Annotated in this window: 17 protein-coding genes and 1 tRNA gene; 14 read left to right on the plus strand and 4 right to left on the minus strand. The window is 47.9% G+C overall.

Translation table 11 applies throughout. The features are described 5' to 3' along the window. Nucleotides 1–81: 81 nt before the first annotated feature. Both ACNI29_RS13625 and ACNI29_RS13630 read right to left on the minus strand, forming a co-directional pair. A complete protein-coding gene (locus ACNI29_RS13625; RefSeq protein WP_419778916.1) occupies nt 82–2,577 on the minus strand; it encodes a Lon protease family protein in 2,496 nt (831 codons plus the stop codon). A gap of 19 nt (nt 2,578–2,596) precedes the next feature. Continuing rightward, nucleotides 2,597–3,019, minus strand: coding sequence for an Hsp20/alpha crystallin family protein (locus ACNI29_RS13630; RefSeq protein WP_419778917.1), 423 nt, complete (start codon nt 3,017–3,019; stop codon nt 2,597–2,599). A gap of 402 nt (nt 3,020–3,421) precedes the next feature. Here ACNI29_RS13630 and ACNI29_RS13635 point away from each other — a divergent pair, with 402 nt between their 5' ends. Genes ACNI29_RS13635 through ACNI29_RS13645 form a run of 3 tightly spaced genes read left to right on the plus strand, consistent with a single transcriptional unit; the run spans nt 3,422 to nt 6,016 of the window. After that, nucleotides 3,422–4,213 (plus strand): amino acid ABC transporter substrate-binding protein, encoded by a 792-nt coding sequence (locus ACNI29_RS13635; protein ID WP_419778918.1) that lies wholly within the window; start codon nt 3,422–3,424, stop codon nt 4,211–4,213. Between the two features lie 3 nt (nt 4,214–4,216). Then, the gene (locus tag ACNI29_RS13640) at nt 4,217–5,251 is read left to right on the plus strand and encodes an ABC transporter permease subunit (protein WP_419778919.1); all 1,035 of its coding nucleotides are present in this window, start codon (nt 4,217–4,219) and stop codon (nt 5,249–5,251) included. Then, complete coding sequence (locus tag ACNI29_RS13645; RefSeq protein ID WP_419778920.1) at nt 5,252–6,016, plus strand: amino acid ABC transporter ATP-binding protein; 765 nt, start codon at nt 5,252–5,254, stop codon at nt 6,014–6,016. It abuts the gene before it with no gap. Between the two features lie 167 nt (nt 6,017–6,183). Here ACNI29_RS13645 and ACNI29_RS13650 read toward each other — a convergent pair whose 3' ends face one another. After that, nucleotides 6,184–6,780 carry a TetR/AcrR family transcriptional regulator gene (locus ACNI29_RS13650; protein ID WP_419778921.1) on the minus strand — a complete coding sequence of 199 codons (597 nt, stop codon included), beginning with the start codon at nt 6,778–6,780 and terminating at the stop codon, nt 6,184–6,186. A gap of 155 nt (nt 6,781–6,935) precedes the next feature. Here ACNI29_RS13650 and ACNI29_RS13655 point away from each other — a divergent pair, with 155 nt between their 5' ends. The 8 genes from ACNI29_RS13655 to ACNI29_RS13690 all read left to right on the plus strand — a co-directional run bounded on the left by ACNI29_RS13655 (nt 6,936) and on the right by ACNI29_RS13690 (nt 13,599). Then, a complete protein-coding gene (locus tag ACNI29_RS13655) occupies nt 6,936–7,346 on the plus strand; it encodes a rhodanese-like domain-containing protein (protein WP_419778922.1) in 411 nt (136 codons plus the stop codon). Between the two features lie 130 nt (nt 7,347–7,476). Then, nucleotides 7,477–7,998, plus strand: a complete 522-nt coding sequence (locus ACNI29_RS13660) for a type 1 glutamine amidotransferase domain-containing protein (protein WP_419778923.1) — start codon at nt 7,477–7,479, stop codon at nt 7,996–7,998. Nucleotides 7,999–8,210: 212 nt separating this feature from the next. Next, a complete protein-coding gene (locus ACNI29_RS13665; protein WP_419778924.1) occupies nt 8,211–9,314 on the plus strand; it encodes an FUSC family protein in 1,104 nt (367 codons plus the stop codon). After that, nucleotides 9,304–10,392: an FUSC family protein gene (locus ACNI29_RS13670; protein ID WP_419778925.1), complete on the plus strand. Its 1,089-nt coding sequence runs from the start codon at nt 9,304–9,306 to the stop codon at nt 10,390–10,392. Before ACNI29_RS13665 ends, ACNI29_RS13670 begins: the two co-directional genes overlap by 11 nt. A gap of 11 nt (nt 10,393–10,403) precedes the next feature. Continuing rightward, complete coding sequence (locus ACNI29_RS13675; RefSeq protein ID WP_419778926.1) at nt 10,404–11,528, plus strand: AI-2E family transporter; 1,125 nt, start codon at nt 10,404–10,406, stop codon at nt 11,526–11,528. Between the two features lie 547 nt (nt 11,529–12,075). Beyond that, complete coding sequence (locus tag ACNI29_RS13680) at nt 12,076–12,831, plus strand: hypothetical protein (protein WP_419778927.1); 756 nt, start codon at nt 12,076–12,078, stop codon at nt 12,829–12,831. A 182-nt stretch (nt 12,832–13,013) separates the two neighbouring features. Then, a complete protein-coding gene (locus ACNI29_RS13685) occupies nt 13,014–13,268 on the plus strand; it encodes a type II toxin-antitoxin system RelE family toxin (RefSeq protein WP_419778928.1) in 255 nt (84 codons plus the stop codon). After that, a complete protein-coding gene (locus ACNI29_RS13690; protein WP_419778929.1) occupies nt 13,249–13,599 on the plus strand; it encodes a helix-turn-helix domain-containing protein in 351 nt (116 codons plus the stop codon). Before ACNI29_RS13685 ends, ACNI29_RS13690 begins: the two co-directional genes overlap by 20 nt. Before the next feature lie 112 nt (nt 13,600–13,711). On the opposite strand, the gene ACNI29_RS13695 is transcribed toward ACNI29_RS13690, so the two are convergent. Next, nucleotides 13,712–13,788, minus strand: a tRNA-Pro gene (locus ACNI29_RS13695). A gap of 374 nt (nt 13,789–14,162) precedes the next feature. Between ACNI29_RS13695 and ACNI29_RS13700 the strand changes: the two genes are divergently transcribed. Genes ACNI29_RS13700 through ACNI29_RS13710 form a run of 3 tightly spaced genes read left to right on the plus strand, consistent with a single transcriptional unit; the run spans nt 14,163 to nt 18,079 of the window. Further along, complete coding sequence (locus tag ACNI29_RS13700) at nt 14,163–15,212, plus strand: protein-glutamate methylesterase/protein-glutamine glutaminase (protein WP_419778930.1); 1,050 nt, start codon at nt 14,163–14,165, stop codon at nt 15,210–15,212. A gap of 59 nt (nt 15,213–15,271) precedes the next feature. Further along, the gene (locus tag ACNI29_RS13705; RefSeq protein WP_419778931.1) at nt 15,272–17,200 is read left to right on the plus strand and encodes a HEAT repeat domain-containing protein; all 1,929 of its coding nucleotides are present in this window, start codon (nt 15,272–15,274) and stop codon (nt 17,198–17,200) included. Then, on the plus strand, nt 17,201–18,079 hold the full coding sequence (locus tag ACNI29_RS13710) for a CheR family methyltransferase (RefSeq protein WP_419778932.1): 879 nt from the start codon (nt 17,201–17,203) through the stop codon (nt 18,077–18,079). The last annotated feature ends 42 nt before the right edge of the window (nt 18,080–18,121 follow it).

Consider the following 18,121-nt stretch of genomic DNA (forward strand, 5'->3'; position numbering starts at 1 on the left):
CATACCGAATAAATAACCCCGGCAATATCTTTAATGATATCGCCGGGGTTTATGTCTTTTATGTGTTTTGGGTAAGTCTTTTTATTTACCGCATCCGCAGCTTCCGCCAATGCCTTTTTTATTTTCATCTTTTTCATCATCGCTTGCGCCGAAGTTCTTGAGTCCTTCCGCCAGTTCGATGAGTCTTGCGTCGGCCATGCCGTAGATGGAATCTTCGGGGAACTTGGATTCAGCATCCTTTTCGCCAGCCGGAATTCCGGTCAGGATTTCGATTCCCTGCTCGATGTTTTCCACCGACCAGATATGGAACTTTCCTTCCTTGACTGCTTCCACAACTTCCTTACGCAACATGAGGTCCTTAACGTTCGGCTCAGGGATCATGACGCCCTGATTACCGGTCAGTCCGGCATGTTTGCAGCAGAGGTAGAAACCTTCAACCTTCTGGTTGACTCCACCGATGGGTTGAACTTCACCTTTCTGGTTCACCGATCCGGTGACAGCGATGTCCTGACGGAGGGGTACTTCTGCCAAGGAGGAGAGCAGGGCGTACAATTCGGTGGATGAGGCCGAGTCTCCGTCAATTCCGCCGTAGTTCTGCTCAAAGGCAAGACTTGCGGTCAGCGAGAGCGGCTTGTCCTGTGCGAATTGGCGGCGCAGGAAGCCGGAAAGGATGAATATACCTTTATTATGGGTCGGGCCGGACATATCGGCTTCGCGCTCGATGTTAATAATTCCGCCCTTACCCATGGCGGTAACAGCGGTAATACGTGAAGGCTTACCGAAAGAGTAGTCGCCCATGGAATAGACAGCCAGTCCGTTGACCTGTCCGATTACTGCTCCGTCGGTATCAAGATAGATGCTGCCGCGGTCAATCAGTTCCTGCAGACGTTCTTCAGTCTGGTTCGAACGTTTGCGGTGGGCATCAAGGGCCTGATCGACATGTTTTGATTCAACTGCGGTGGAACCGTTACGGGCAGCGTAGTAACTCGCTTCTCCCAGCAGGTCGGCCAACAGCGGAAATGCGGTAGTGATTTTTTCCTGACGACCGGACATGCGCACTGCCTGCTCGATGATAGCGGCCACCCCCGTCCTGTCAAAGGGCATGAGTTCGTCTTTTTCAACCATGCGGCTGATGAAGTTGGAGACGGAATTAATAGCGTCCACGTTCCGGTCCATGGAAGTTTCAAAGTCGGCTCGGACTTTGAAAATTCTGGGTACATCAGGATCATAATGACGCAGCAGCTGGTAGAGATGGGGATCGCCGAGCACTACCACCTTAACATCCATATCGATCGGTTCCGGCTTCAGCCCGGTGGAGGATATAAAGTAGTAGGGGTCGAAGGTCTGGATTTCGATTTTCTCAGTTTTCAGGGAACGTTTCAAAGTGGGCCAGACACCCGGTTCCACAATGGCGTCCATGAGGTTGATGACCAGATACCCGCCGTTGGCCTTGATGAATGATCCGGCTTTAATTTTGGTGAAGTCTGTGCGCCAGCCTCCGTGCCTGTCCATGACCCGCTCAATGGAACCGAACAGGTTTCGGTAGGTGGGGTAGGCTTCGAATATTACCGGAGGGCTGTTCTGCTCAGCGTTATCCACCAACAGGTTGATCTGATAGGGGTGCAGGATAGCCTCGGCTTGCGGTGGCATGAACATCATGCCGCCTTCTGCTGCATGCGGTTTCCTGCCGATCATGCGCAGGGAATCGAGGTCGTTGCTCATTTCCTCCAGCATGTCATCAAAATATTTTAGTATCTTGGGTTCGGTATACTTTTCCTTGAGTGGAGCGATCAGGTCCTGTGCGAGTGTCATGAACATGAGTTTGTCCACGTCATCGCTCTTTTTCTTTACTTCTTTTTGCAGCTTACGGACCTGCGCAAGGATGTTGTCGATCTCTTCTTTGAGTTCCTTCTGCTTTTCTTTAAGTCTTTCAAATTCATCGCGGGGGAAGCGGCCTTTATCAACCTTTTCCTCCAACTGGATCATGCGTATCGGTTCTCCATCCACCAGTGGAACAACATCCGGGCGTTGGAACTGCCCCATTTGCATATTCACGATAACCAGTCCGGAATCCTTAACTTTGTCTTCCACGCCTTGAAAGAATTCACGGGTCTGTTTTTCGTGCATCTCGATGATTTCATTCTTGCGGGCAATGTATTCCTGGCTTTCGAAAAGCTGCGGTACTTCACGTTTGATACCCTCAAGAAAATCATGGATGTTCTTTTTGAAAACCGCACCTTCCCCGGCTGGCATATGGATCAGGATAGGGGACTCAGTCGCTTTAAAATTATTAACGTAAAGTAAATCATCAGGGCTTTTATCTGATTTTGAGAGTTCGGCGATCATTTTTTTTACCGTGGCCTGCTTTCCGGTGTTCGCTGGGCCGGTCACGAAAATATTGTAGCCTTTGAGGCCCATGCCCATTCCGAAGCGGAAGGCTTCAACGCCTCGGCATTGGCCGATGATTTCATTTTCAGGGGAAAGTTCGGCAGTGGTGGTGAATGGGAGTTCTTCTGGGGCAAGAGTCCATCTCAGTTTTTCAAGCGGCAGTTTTCGGTCTTTCAGGATGCTGGTCATGGCTGTCTCCGGTTGATGCCTATTCAGTTGTTATGGTGATAATTTTTTGAGGCTTGATGACGCATTTATCTAATACGATTGTCAGTACACCGTCTTTAAAAGTTGCGGCTACATTGTCCGGGTCCACCCGGCAGGGCAGGGGAAGTGTTTTTTTGAAATGGCTGCTTCTGCGGCCACCTTCAAAAGTGATGTTCTTTTTCCCGGCAATAGTCATGGAGGTTTCGGTAACTTTCACTTCAAGGTCTTCGGCTTGAAATCCGGGCATGGTGGTACTTACTTCAAGAGCTTCACCGGATTCACGCATAGTTGTCTGCGGCGTGCAGTCTATGATTCCGCATACGGAAGGGATGCCGTAATCATGGCAGAGGCTGTTGAACAGCTTGTCCATGTCGGTTTTCAATCTTTCGATCTCCCGGCTTCCCCACGATGTAAGGTTTGGCATGTATAGTCTCCTTGTTAAAACTGGTGGGAATATCAGTTAGTTCTAAATTAACACATAGAGAAAAAGTTTAGCAACCGCTTTGCAGAGGAAAATCAATCTGTTGATTTCTCCATTTTTTCCCGGAAATTGGATTCTGATTTCAATGAAGGTTTGTTTGATTTGTAATAACCGGAATATGTGGTCATTAAAAATATATATTTAAGGCATGATCCTCACATTTTTGACAAAAAAGGGGGCATAAGTTCAGTTTTTAAGCGGATACAGTCTTGCATGTTGCCGCTTCATGAGATATTCGGTTCATCGCTTCTAATTTTAAAAAGTCAGGCTGGAACCGTTTTCCACTCTGTCTTCTTAAAAACATAACAGAAGCGGAAATTTACATTTTCTTTTTAGGAGTGACGCATGAAAAGGGTATTAGTAATTCTCATGGTTGCAGTGATGCTGGCATTTGCAACCACCGCAATGGCTGGTGACGGTTCTCTCGAAAAAGTACAGAAAGCTGGCAAGCTTGTTATCGGTCTTGATGACACCTTCGCACCTATGGGCTTTCGTAAAGACGACGGAACTCTGGTCGGTTTTGACATTGATGCTGCTGAAGAAGTAGGTAAGCGTCTTGGTATTAAAATCGAATGGCAGCCCACCGCATGGTCCGGTGTCATCCACTCCCTGAACGCTAAGAAGTTCGATTGTATCTGGAACGGTATGACCATCACACCTGAGCGTGAAAAAGCTGTTTCCTTCTCCAAGCCTTACATCATGGACGGCCAGATCGCTGTTATCGCCATGGGCAACAAAGCTATCAAGGCTCACAAAGATCTCGGCGGTAAAGTTGTTGGCGTACAGAAAGGTTCCCCTGCTCTTGAGGCTGCAAAGTCCCTCAAGCCCGCACCTAAAGAAATCCGCGAATACGATACCAACGTTAAAGCTCTGCTCGACCTCGAATCCGGTCGTCTGGACGGCGTTGTTGTAGATAACATTGCTGGCCGTTACTCCATGGCACAGCGTCCCGGTAAGTACGTTGCTCTTCCCGGTTACATCACCAGTGAAGCTTTCGGTATCGCTTTCCGTCAGGGTGAAGATTCCCTGCGCGCAGCTGTACAGAAAACCATCGACGCTATGATCGCTGACGGCACCATGGGTAAAATCTCCCGTAAATGGTTTGGTGAAGATGTCACCAACCCCGCTAAATGGTAAGAAATGATTAGTATAAATAATAAACTCGGAAAGAGCGGGGCGGTTGCCTCGCTCTTTCTGCTGTTTGCACTTTTGATTTTTCCGGCTGTATCATCAGCCAGTGTGGATGCAGACGCCCTGCTTAAGCAGGCGCGTGATGCTCTGGCCGTGGGCCAGATTGATCAGGCCTGTTCCGTTTTCGAGCAGGTTCCCGCTCCAGGTCCTGATGGCGATGACGGGCAGTATGTCTATTCCCGCATGCAGCTTGCGCGCATAAGCTATTCCATGAAAGATCCGGGTAAGGCCCGCTCTTATGCCGAGCAGGTTGTCGCCGTGTATCCGGATAACGTGGAAGCACAGAATTTCCTGACCTCCCTTGACCGCGAGACCAAGCCCGAATGGCAGAAGACCCTTGAAGACTGTAAGCGCTTCATGCCCAATCTGCTCAAGGGTGCGTCAATGACTCTGGTGCTGGTCTTCTTCACCATGATAGTCTCGCCCATCGGCGGTCTTTTTATCGCGCTGGGTAAGATCAGCCGTATGCAGCCTTTTGTTTCCATCAGTTGGTTCATTATCTGGTTTTTCCGCGGAACACCGCTTCTGCTGCAGCTCTTTTTTATCTACTACGGTCTGCCTGCAATCGGCATTACACTCTCTCCGCTGGCTGCGGCACTTATCGGTCTTGGAATTAACTATTCCGCATATCTTGCTGAGATCATCAGGGCCGGTATTGAATCCATCGACGACGGCCAGACTGAAGCTGCAAAAGCTATCGGCATGACCTACGCTCAGACCATGCGTCGGGTCATCATTCCGCAGACATATAAGCGGATCATCCCGCCCATCGCCAACGAATTCATCGCGCTGATCAAGGATACCGCACTTGTTTCCACCATTGCCATGGTTGAACTCATGCGTGCTGCGGACCAGATGTTCAACGCCTATTTTAATGTGACAGTTCTGGTGATGGCTGCTGTCATCTATCTTATTTTTACCTCCGTATTCACCTTCCTTTTCGAGAAGATCGAATACAAGGTCGGGGTATACGAGAGGCGCTAAATGGAAACAATTTTAGAACTCAAGAAAGTAGTTAAGTGTTTCGGCCAGCTGATTGCGGTTAATAATATTGACCTCAAGATCAGCCGCGGCGAGAAGGTCGTCATAGTAGGTCCCAGTGGGTCCGGTAAATCCACCTTGCTGCGGACCATGAACTTCCTCGAAACCATTGATTCCGGGGAAATTCATTTCGAAGGCAAGCCTTGCGGTTATACCTACAAGGACGGCAATCCGGTGCTGGATTCTCAGAAGAATCTCTGTGCCCTGCGGTCCGAGATCGGCATGGTTTTTCAGCAGTTCAATCTCTTCCCGCATATGACCGTTATTCAGAACGTCATGGAAGGACAGGTTACCGTGCTCGGTAAATCCAAGAATGAAGCCCGCGAAGTTGCACTTCAGATGCTGGATAAGGTCGGCCTTTCCGATCGTGCCACCGTCTTTCCGGTGACCCTTTCCGGTGGTCAGAAACAGCGTGTGGCCATTGCACGCGCACTGGCTATGAAGCCCAAGATGATGCTTTTTGACGAGCCGACTTCCGCCCTTGACCCCGAACTGGTCGGTGAGGTTTTCGATACCATCCGCTCACTCGCAGATGACGGCATGACCATGGTTATCGTTACCCACAATATGGGTTTTGCCCGTGAAGTAGCCGACACCGTAATCTTCATGGAGGCCGGAGATTTCATCGCCAAAGGAACCCCCAAAGAGTTCTTCTCTGCTGAAACTCAGCATCCCAGAATTAAAGAGTTTATGGATAAGCTTTTGTAGGGATGCCTCCGGCGGACCTTCGGTGAGCCTCCCGGCGGGCGCTTTCAGCGGGACCAAAAAAACTTTTTGAAAAAAGTTTCTCTGGACTCTTCAAAAACGTTTATTAGGGCTTCGCCATTTTGATTAAAAAAAGTCCCCCGATTCGTTTGAGTCGGGGGATTTCTTTTTTATTCTGTGATGGATTTTTGTATTACTGCGCTGATTAAGCTCTGCACATGTGCGGCCAGTTTTTCGCTTTCTATTTCCGGGAATGAGCTTTTCCACGACATGAAGGTCATGCTGTAAATTCCAGCGATTGCGCTGGCGGTGACCGCAAAGGGTATTTTGGGTGCGCTGTCTGTGAATGTGTTTTGCAGGCCGGATTCAATGCTTTTGCCCAGCAGTTCAATCACGCCGCGCATGATGTAGTCCAGGTCTGTACTGATGTTTTCGGCAAATGATGTTTTTGTTGCCGGGGAATTGAGGTGGGTGGTGAACATCTTGCAAATGATTCTGGTGGAATTTCCGGATAGCCATTCATCTGGTGAGTTCATCTCGCCGAATATTTCCATGAACATATCCCTGTGCAGGTCGATCATGACATCGGCTTTGCCCTTGAAATGGCGATAGAAGGTCGAGCGGCCGACGTCCGCCAGCTTCACAAGTTCGCCTACTGAAATCTCACCGTAATTTTTGCTGCGCAGCAGTTTCTGCAAAGCTTCTTTGATCATTCTGCGGCTGCGGTCGGTCTGTCGTTTTCCTTTGTGCGGTTTCATCTTTTCCATATTTATCATGGGACAATGTTCAGTTTTTGTCCCAAGGGGGACATGTTGCCGATGTTTGATTCTTGTTTTTTCAGCCTGAGCAAATAGGGTTCCCTTTGTTTTAGGAGAAAGGGTTCATTAAATTTAAAAATCAGTCAATGAAAACGGAGCATAACATGAAACTTATATGGCATAAGCAGGAATTGCCGAGGCAGGGGTGGTGGAGTTTAACCCGTAGATACATAGCTTCAAAGTTCAGAAAGCAGACCTACGGCATTACGGATGTGGCAGGTTTGCAGGAGCTTATCGCTTCCGGGAAAGCCATAAAAATCGTGGATTGCAGGCTTGAAGATACTTATTCCCGGTTCGGGCATATACCCGGTGCGTTGAACTATCCGATCACCTTGTTTGAAGATAGTTGCCCGGATGTTCCGCAAACGGTGCAACTGGTAGTGGTTTGCTATTTCGGTTTTGTCTGTCAGCTCGCGGCTCGGAAACTGGTGGAGCAGGGACATCGTGATGTCCTTATTCTTAAAGGGGGCATGGACGCGTGGAATATGGAGGATAAGCCTCTTGAGGTGTCTTAACAGCAATTAGCGAGACTTGGTAACAATATCAGACTGCGATATCTTTTAAGATATTGCAGTCTTTTTTTGGTTTGTTTTATGGTATTTGATATTCAGCAGTTTTCATAAACAAGAATCCAAAGGAGTGGTTATGAAGCTTAACGGCCAACGTGTTTTGATGTTTATTGACCATGTTTTCGAAGACATGGAACTTCTCTACCCGTACTATCGGCTCATTGAAGAGGGTGCGGAGGTTGTTGTTGCGGGACCCGAATATGGTGAAATTTATACGGGCAAAAACGGCTATCCGTTCCGCTCAACCGCAGCCATCGAAGACATGAATGCGGATGATTTCGACCTGCTGGTGATTGCAGGCGGTTTTGCACCGGACAAACTCCGTCGTGACCCCAAGGTTTTGGAACTAACCCGCGAGATTAACTATGCCGGGAAGGTCGTTGCACATATCTGCCACGGCGGCTGGATTCCCATTTCCGCTAAAATCATGAATGGTTACAAATGCACTTCCACACCGGGAATCAAGGATGACCTTGAAAATGCCGGGGCGATATGGGTTGATGAAGAGGTGGTCGTTGACCGCAATCAGGTTTCTTCCCGCAAACCGGACGATCTGCCCGCATTCTGCCGCGAGATAATCAAGCTGGCAGCCAAGTAGATAAAAATACTACTTTATTATGATGCCTCCCCGCGCTATATCCAAAACATAATAAAAGAAGTTAACCGCCGTTCAGGTTACTGGATTTAACAACTGTTTTAAATGCGAAGCGGCGAAGCCAACTAAAAGGTTTTGAAAGGGATGGGGTCTGGGGAAGGGAAACTTTTGCAAAAGTTTTCCCTTCCCCGGCCGCCGGAGGCATTCTTAATTACATGAAATTAATATCTGAATTTTATCGAATATTTATCAGGCCGGTGGATCCGGGACTGTTCATGACCAAGTATGCGGTCAAGTCAATCTGCGCTTGTCTTGTGGCTCTCCTGCTGGCCTATCTGGTAGGTATGAGCAACAAGTTTTTGCAATGGTCGGTCTACGGCTCAATGGTGGTCGTGATATTTCGTGCCGGTAGCACCCTTGCCAAGCGTAAGGCCGTGGCCCGTTGGCTGGCCCTTGCGGTGATGTGCCTTGTGCCGTTTTCAACCGTGATAGGAAATTATACTATCGGCCTTGAGATATATCTGTTTTTGCTGGCCTTTGCGGTCTTTTTTGCTCCGGTTCTGGGGGTGGCTGCCGGCACTGCCGCAGTCGGTACACTTATCGTCAACTTGCTGGCTCTGACCTCGCCGGACACTTTGCTGGTGGGGCTTGAGCGGTCCGGGGCTGTTCTCTTCGGCGCAACAGTCTCGTATTTGTTTGTCTTCCATCTCTGGCCCATGAAACCCGAAAAGGTGCTGACCCGCGCCGGAGCTGTAGCGCTGACCGACATCGGGGATTACTTCCGTGCTGTTGCAGCTTCTACCGGCAGTAAAGAGGATTTGCGGGAGATTGCCGAGATTCACGAACGCTCGGTGGAGTCGCTGCGCCGTTACCGCAGGTTTATGGAAGCCATGAATGTTGACCCGGTTAAAGAGCTGGGCAGTTATGAAGGTCCATCGGCCTTGTACGCGCTTCTGGTGCGGATGATTGAGGCCGTGGTCGGATTATCCAATAGCCGCCAGTTTGCGGAGCATAGCGCAGTCTTTAAGGATATGCGCTTCAAATTCAACGACCTTGCAGGACGCAGTGCAGTAGCTTTTGATGTTTTGGCTGCCAGTATATCCACCGGAAAAGGTCATGTTGATTTGAGCGGCATCGATGAAGGCATAGCTGAGCTGGAAAGCGAATTACTTAAGCTGGGGGCTTATAATCGTGATGACGGACTGCGTGATGAATTTCTGGAAGCGTGGGGTGCTGTTTACGGTTTGCGCAACCTGAGCATCGAATTCGCTGAGATGAGCAAGCTTTGTTGTGAAGGAGGCGCGTGCAGTGTTCGCTGATGCATTCGCTACTCTGAAAAAAGAATTCCGTTTGGATTCGGTTCCTTTTCGCCATGCGCTTAAGGCTGCAGTGGCTATAACTTTCGCCATTGTGGCAGCCCGTTTTCTGGAGCTGCGCCACGCGGTCTGGCTTCCGGTCAGCGTGATTGTTGTCATGCGGCCTTCGGTGGGCGGTACGCTCAGATTGGGCTGGAAAAGATTCTGGGGTACGGCAATCGGGGCGGTCATCGGTGTCGCTATTCTGTTTCTGGAGCCGACTAGTGCTGTGCTGGTCGGGCTTGTTATCATGGCTTTTTTCTTGATGATTCTGTTGCGGGTATTTAGTTATGCCGCTTTTTCCTGCTGCCTGAGCATCGGGGTAATCCTGTTGCTGGGGATTCTTTTTACTGACGGGTGGCAATTCGGAGTGGAGCGGGTTGTTGATACCGGGCTTGGAATTCTTATTGGCATTGCTGCCTCTTTCGGGGTCTGGCCTAATATGGCCCGCAAGAATCTGCGTACGAAAATGGGTTCGCTTGTGGAATTGCAATCCGCTCATTTTAAAAAACTGTCCGAGTCCTATCTGCGTGGCGGGGTGAGTGAAACTGATTTGGTGCAGAGCAGGATAGATGCTTCCAATATGCTGGATACCTGTGCCGAATCTTTCCGCGAGGCTGCGGCAGAGCCGGGTTTGCAGGGCTGGCAAAGGAACGAACTTACCCGTTTGATCCGTACCTTCAGCCGCATGCATAGTATTCTTACTACCATGTCGACAATCATTCGGCGCAGGTATGGCGGGCCGTTGCCGTCAATCGCGCAGGGCATGACCGATATTTTAACAGCTACTGCCGAGCACTACGCATGGCTTGAGCGTTATTCTCTGAGCCCGGAGGATTGCCCCGATGAGCCTGATTTTGAGAAGGCTATCGATAATTTCATGTCCGCAGTAAGTGAAGCGCGTGTTCGTGGTGAATTTGAGGATGTGCCGCTGGAAAGGCGTAACAATATTTCAGCTTTTATCTGGAATATTCATGCCCTTGCCAGTGAGATATCAAGGGCCGGACGTAGAATGCGTGATCTGCGTTATGGAAGAAGTTAAAGGAGTACGAAATGCTTGATGACAATAATCCGTATACTTTTGATCGCGTAGTGCGCATTTTGCTGACTGCCGGGTTCATCTGGGTGACGGTGGTTCTTCTGGATAAACTGAGCGCGGTGCTGGCGCCTTTCGCCGTGGCTTTGACTCTAGCCTATCTGCTCAACCCATTGGTGAATTTTGCGGGCAGGTTTATTAAGAACCGCACGGCTGCTGTGCTTGTAACTCTGCTGGCTGTGCTGGTCCCGACAGTGAAAGTTGTTTGGGGGGCGGTTCGCGCCGTTGGTCTGGAAATGAAACAGACCGGGGTTATGCTGGCTAGTCTGGTCAATGATTCAAAGGTTGCGCAGCGGGCTGCGGAATATATCCCGGAAGATATCTGGCAGACTATCCTCGACCTTGCAAGGCAGGAGGATGTACGCTCTTTCCTCACCGAATCCGGCTTGACCGACATGCTCAAGGTCTCGGCGCAGAAAGCTCTGCCCGGTATCTGGAATCTGGTCAGCGGTTCGGCGCATACAGTGGGTGCTCTGGCCGGGGTGTTTGTTATTATTCTTTACCTCGTGTTCCTGCTGACCGATTACGACAAGCTGGGTAATTGGCGGAACCAGATTCCCGAAAAATACCGGGGCCGAGTTGCTTCTTTTGTGGATGATTTCACCAACGTTACCAACCGCTATTTTCGCACACAGGCCCTGATCGCGCTGATTATCGGCTGCCTGTTCTCCGCCGGTTTCCTGATTATCAAGCTGCCGCTTGCGATCCTGCTTGGTATGCTCATCGGGTTGCTGAATATGGTTCCATATCTCCAGATTGCAGGGCTGGTACCGGCTTTCCTGCTGGCTGCAATAGATGCACTGGCTACCGGCGGCAATTTCTGGTTTGCACTTGGCGGGGTAGGGATTGTTTTCGCAGTTGTGCAGGTATTGCAGGACGCTGTGCTGGTTCCGCGCCTTCAGGGTGAAAGCATGGGACTTTCCCCGTGGATGATCCTTCTTTCCCTTTCCATTTGGGGCAACCTGCTCGGCTTTCTGGGCCTTGTCATGGCCCTGCCGCTGACTTGTATGGCTCTCGCCCTCTACCGCCAATGGGTGATGGGGCAGGGGGATGGCGAGGAAGCTGTCGAGGGGGATGGGTAAGATTTATTGTTCTGTCAGCAATGATGTTGCCGGAAACAACCAAAATAAAAACCCCTTACGAATCGCTTCGTAAGGGGATTGAATTATCTGGTCGGGATGAGAGGATTTGAACCTCCGGTCTCTGCGTCCCGAACGTGAGTGATGATAGACTAATTCGGATAGTTACAAGGATTGTTTGTGCTACAAATGGGCCTTTTTTGGGGTGCTGTGCTACGGTTTGTGCTACTATCTTTGCCCTGCTTTTCTTTCCTTTTGAGCAACACCTTGATATGTGCTCTATTTGTAGTCCAGATAGAGAGGTCTTATGTTTAATTTAGATATAAAGCTCAATGATCATGCAAGGGCTGTATTGATCATGTTAGCAATCATGTTCGCCGTGTCTATTAGCCTTGTTACATCAAAATGGGATGGTCATTTGTTCCCGCAAGAAAATTGCTAGGAAGTTCAAGAAGTTAACGGGCAGTTTTTTAAAGTTAACACGTGTTCAGGCGAGATTGAAGAAATAAAGGTTAATATCCAAATGAATGCAACAAGTACGAAATAATCTATGTTCATAGATACAAACATTCTCATAAACTGGCACAGAGGGACGTATTCGTTTGAAGAAGAGGCTAAAATCTCTTCTGTTGTAGCTAGCGAATTTTTGTCGATGTATGATCGTAATTCGTTGACCAGCAACAGATATTATTTACCCGTGATCTCTATCAAGATGCATCCTGATCTTGGCAGGATAGGGAGGAAAGGAACTTCTAAATTTCCACTTTTTAAGAATCAGGCCGATGGGGTTGTTGTTAGTTTAGGGGAGGAATATGAAAGTTATATAGAATATTGTAGCATGGGGATATCAAAGGCAATTAATGAAAAAAATTTAGGAGTTTTTAAAAAAGCTACTGAACATCTCGGTAAACATGAAAGACGTAATTTAAGAAGAGCTTTTGAGTTTTTGCTTGATATGAATGTTTCTTGCTATCCTTTGGTTCCATCAATACTTGATATGGGCCTTACTGTATTAAACAATGTACCTTTTAATCCTAAAGAGAACGTTAGAAATTCTTTGAATGATATTTTGATTTTTTCCACGGCCTTAGATCATGAAGAACGATTAGGAGTGAATGCCGATTTTGTTACTGATGATAACTATTTAAACAGTGTGTGTAAACAATTCGAAGAGTATAGGGTTGAGTCTATTGATAATATGGCTGTATATGATTTTTCCTCAAAGGCTGGTGGCATAAAAAAAATAAATAAAGAGAGTAAGGGCTACATAAATCGCAACTGGTCCTTTGAATTTAAACGCAACTGAGCTTAGTCTTCTGAAGCACCCGTCAATGACGGCAAAGACTCCACCGCATCCCGTTTCGCCCGTTGTAAAACATGCTGGTAAACTCTCATAGTGGTTGACGGGTCTGTGTGACCCATTGCGTCGGCAACGCTTTTTATAGGTTTATCCTTGACCGAAACCTATACTAAACTTATATTTTAAATATGAACAAGATCAATTGGTTGCCCAAAGCCTTAAAACAACTCAAAAAGATTCGTAGTTCAGACCAAGCACGTATCATGGAAAAGGTTAATGACCTGAAAACATTCCCTGATTGTAGTAACGTCAAGGCTTTAACCAACCGTGAGGATTACCGTTTCAGAGTCGGGAGATATAGAGTTCTCTTTACTGTTGAGGACGGTGAACCTCTGATCATTTACATTGAAGAGGTCAAGAAACGTGACGAAAGAACATACTAATTACGATATTTTAAAAGACAGCAACGGCGAACCCTACGCTGTTGTTATGCCATATGATGCTTTTCTGGAAATGAACAAGCGAGAGGACACAGATAAAACCATAGCAATCCCGCATGAAGTGGTTGAACTTCATGTTATTAAGGGCAAGTCTCTTGTTAGAGCATGGCGGCTTCACCTTGGGCTGACACAGAAAGATGTGGCGGATAAAATGGGGATTACGCAGGCGAGTTTTTCTCAGATGGAAAACAACCCGGATAGGCTCCGGCCCAGCACTTTGAAAAGGATAGCTGATGCTATGGGTATTGAGTGGGAGCAGCTGTCTGAGGACTAGACAACAAAAATTTGATCAATCGGGCTTGCGCCCCCTTGTTTGGTGTAGACCCCAATAGGTTAGCAAAAATAAAAGGGTTTACGAAGCTTGCTTCGTAAACCCTTGAATTATCTGGTCGGGATGAGAGGATTTGAACCTCCGGTCTCTGCGTCCCGAACGCAGCGCTCTACCAGACTGAGCCACATCCCGTCGTGAGATTGGGTAACTATCTAATCCTGATAAGTTTGGCAAGTAAAAATGTAGAAAAAAATTAAGAAAAAAAATAATTTCAAAATTATCGGTTGTGAATTTTTATATTCTTGCACATAAACTTCCAATGTTTTAAAGTGCTATAAGTGAGAGTAATGAATTGTCCCGATCTTCATGTTTATATGATTTTTTAGTGAAATTCGGGGAGTTTGTTGGACAAAAAAAAACATATATGCCAAGTTTTATTTACGGTTGTGGTTCAATTTAATATGAACGGCTCCAGTTGGTTTTAAGAAAAACAGAAAATCGCCTTTGTATACAAGCTGTTAAAGCTTCAGGTTGGTTTGTGGTCTAGCGATAAGGAGATCGGGTTAGTGATAAATGTCGTTGTTGTAGATGATTCCGCTTTCATGCGTAAGGCAATCAGCACTATGCTGCAGAAGGACCCAGGCATAAGGGTTGTTGCTACTGCCCGTGACGGTGAGGAAGGTTTGAGGGTGATTCGGAAACATAACCCGGACGTTGTTACCCTTGATATTGAAATGCCGAAGATGGACGGTCTTACCGCACTTAGGCATATCATGATGGAAATGCCCCGCCCTGTGCTTATGGTCAGCTCCCTGACCACTGAAGGTGCCGAGGCTACCCTGAAAGCTATGGATCTGGGGGCAATCGACTTTATTCCCAAACAGCTTTCCAAAGTATCTCTCGACATTGTTAAAATTGAAAATGACCTAATCTCCAAGGTTAAAACTGTTGCCAGACGCAAGATGCGTCCGGTTCCGCGTTTGCGAACTGCTGCTGCTCAGCGTAGACCATTAGCCCCGGTAAAGACTCCGCGTGGCCGTGCCAAGCGTGACGTAGTCGTGATCGGCGTATCCACCGGCGGACCGCCTGCAGTTCAGAAAATTCTTTCTTCCCTGCCCAAAGATTTTCCGGCGGGCATTGTTATTGCCCAGCACATGCCTAAAGCTTTTACCGGGCCTTTTGCCAAACGTCTTAACGGAGTCAGTCAGCTTAAAGTAAAAGAAGCGGAAACCGGGGACAGACTTCTTCCCGGCCATGCTTTTGTTGCTCCCGGCGGTTCGCATCTGATTGTTGACCAGAAAGTCAGCAGGATTGATCTGGTCGTAACTCCCGAACCTAAAGAAGCCCTGTACAAACCTTCTGCAAACGTGCTTGTCTCTTCAGTTGCCAAGAACCTTGGTCGCAGAGCGTTGGGTGTTATCCTGACCGGAATGGGTAACGATGGGCGCGATGGAATCAGGGAACTCAAAAGCAAGGGAGGAAGGGCCATTGCACAGAGCGATTCTTCCTGCGTGGTTTACGGCATGCCTAAAGCCATTGTCGATGATGGTCTCGCGGACGAAATTGTAGATATTGATGATATGGCAAATGCAATTATCAACAATCTTTACCTGTAAAATTTTTTTAGACGCAACCGTGAGATGTCTTGCGGATTTAAACAAAATGGGGACTTGCAATGACGGATTGTTCTAAGGTTCTTGATGAACTTAAAAGCGATGACAATGAAGTTGTCCGTGAGGCCGCGTTTCTTGCTGGTGAGTTGAAATGCGAAGATGCCGTGCCCCAGCTGGCCGACCTTTTGAAATCCAGTCATCTTGGATTGCAGGAAGCTGCCGACCATGCTTTGCGCAGGATCGGCGGTAAAGGTGCGGTACAGGCTGTGGTTCCTTTACTTCGTTCCGATGACGCTCCGGTCAGGAACTTGTCTATGGATATCCTTCGTGAAGTAGGGGCACAGGATTTTACTTCTCTCGTGGCTCTGGTTCATGATGATGATGCTGATATCAGAATTTTTGCAACCGATATTCTGGGGTCCACAAACAGCTTTATGGCTGTCGAACCCCTTTGCGATGCTTTGCTAAAAGATCCTGAGGTTAATGTTCGCTATCAGGCTGCAGTTAGCCTTGGCGATCTCGCTAACCCTGCCGCTGCGCGTTGCCTGAATAAGGCTATGCAGGATGACGAATGGGTCCAGTATGCAGTTATCGAGGCTTTGGCGAAGATTAAGCATTCCAGCTCGGTTGATGCTCTGGTGAAGGCCTTGAATTCCAGTTCCGACCTTGTAGCCTCCATGATCGTAGATGCCCTCGGCGAGGTGGGGAACATCAAGGCTGTTACCATGCTGCTGCGTCATCTGGATAAAAGTCCTACAGCCCTGCGCAATAAGATTGTAAAGGCAATTGTAAGCATTCTCGGCGGTAAATCCCTCAAGCTGCTTTCCGCTAGCGAGCGCGAAAAGTTGCGCCAGTATATGCTTGTCGCACTTAAGGATGAAGATGAGGATGTTCAGGATGCGGCTATTTCCGGCCTGAGCTACGTGGGCGGAGAAAAGGCTACGGAAGAAGTCCTTAACCTTGCCAGTGAGCTTGATCCTGACCGTGACCGTGATCGTCTGGCTATAATTATCAACGACCTTTCCAATGTCGGCCTTAATGAAGCCATGGTTGCCGCCCTTAACAGCGGTGATTTCAAAAAGGCAGCAATTTCCATCGAGATCCTGTCCAGACTTGAAGGCCCCGAAGTTTCTCAGGTACTGATGGATGCTTTCGGGAATGGCGAGCGTGAAATCAAACGCGGCATTCTGGAAGCCCTTGTCGGTACTGCCGATGAAGAGGCCAAGGAATTTTTTGAAAATGTTCTCGAGAGTGAACAGGACGGCTCCATGCTCAAGTCCGCCATAAATTTCCTTGGCGGCAAACTTAAAGATTTCGATGCCATAGATGCTATTTTTGCTCATCTTTCACATTCATATGATGATGTGAAAGAGGCTGCTCTTAATGCTTGTGTCGCAATCGGCGGCGCAGATGTTAACCAGCGGTTTGTTGAACTTTTCAATAGCGAAGAACCCATTGACCGCTTGATGGCAGTGTTTGCCATGGGTAAAATTGATGCACACGGTAACCTTGACCAAATCAGGATAGCCCTTGAGGATGAAGTTCCTGATATCAGGAAGATAGCCCTTGAAGCATTGCATGATTGTTCTTCTGATTCTGAAAGCATGTCGCTTGTTTTTTCAAGGCTGCATGATGAAAATCGTGATGTGCGCCTGACTGTGATTGAGTTGCTTGGAAGCTGTTATACTGCTGAAGCTATCCCATACATTATTCAAGCCCTTCAGGATGATGATGACTGGGTTCAGATTCGTGCTGCAGAAGCTCTGGGTGAGCATCGTGAAGAAAGTGCACTGCCCCAACTTATAACAATGCTGGACTCTCCAAATAAGCTTGTGGTCCTCAAAGTAATTGAAGTGTTAGGCGCCATTGGCGGAACTATGGCGTTTCAGGCTCTTCTGGAAGCGTCCAATTCCGATACCGATCCTGAGGTCATCCAGGCCGCTGAAGAGGCCATTTTGAGAATTCAAGAAGAGCAAGGAGAAGGAGACTAGATGTCTTCTCTGTTTTCAAAGACAATATCACTGCGGAAAGAGTTGAAGATCTCCGATCTGGAGTTTACCCAGCTCAGGGATTTCATTTATGAGCAGGCAGGTATTTTCATTGCGGGTAACCGCAAGTATCTGCTTGAAAACCGCCTTGCCAACCGCTTGAAGGAGCTTAACCTCAAGAGTTTTGGCGAGTATTATTATTACCTGCAATATGATCCGGGTAAAAAAGCGGAACTGAACAAGCTGTTTGAGGTGATAACCACCAACGAGACCAGCTTTTACCGCAATCCGCCCCAGCTCAAGGTCTTTCAAACCAAGGTTCTGCCGGCTGTTCTTGATGAGCTGCGTAAAAAAAGGCGCAAGCGTCTGCGGATCTGGTCTGCAGGTTGTTCTACCGGTGAAGAACCTTATACCTTGTCAATGATCATTCATGACGTACTTGGGCCAGAATTGAGCAGCTGGGATGTAAAAATTACAGCAAATGACCTTTCCGAAAGGGTGCTCAAATCTGCGCGCCGAGCGGTTTACAGCGAGTATTCCCTGCGCACAACCCCGAAAGACAAAATAGCCAAGTATTTTGATAAAGACGGCAAACAGTACAAGGTAAAGCCCAACATTAAAAAGCTGGTGAGTTTCGGTCAGATAAATCTGAGCGACCGCATGCAGGTAAAGCGTGTCGAACGTTCTGAAATTGTCTTCTGTCGTAACGTTATAATCTATTTTGATGAGGCCATGAAGAAGAAGGTTATCAATGCTTACTACGATAACCTTGTTCCCGGAGGTTACCTGATAATCGGGCATTCTGAATCCCTGCACAATATTACCAGGGCATTCAAACCGGTCCACCATCCGGGCGCGATTATCTATCAGAAATTGGAATAACGGCAGTCTGCGGTTGAGTTAATCTATAAAGCTGCGGGCTAA

This window comes from Maridesulfovibrio spiralis (SeqCode) (assembly GCF_048571135.1).
GTDB lineage: Bacteria > Desulfobacterota > Desulfovibrionia > Desulfovibrionales > Desulfovibrionaceae > Maridesulfovibrio > Maridesulfovibrio spiralis.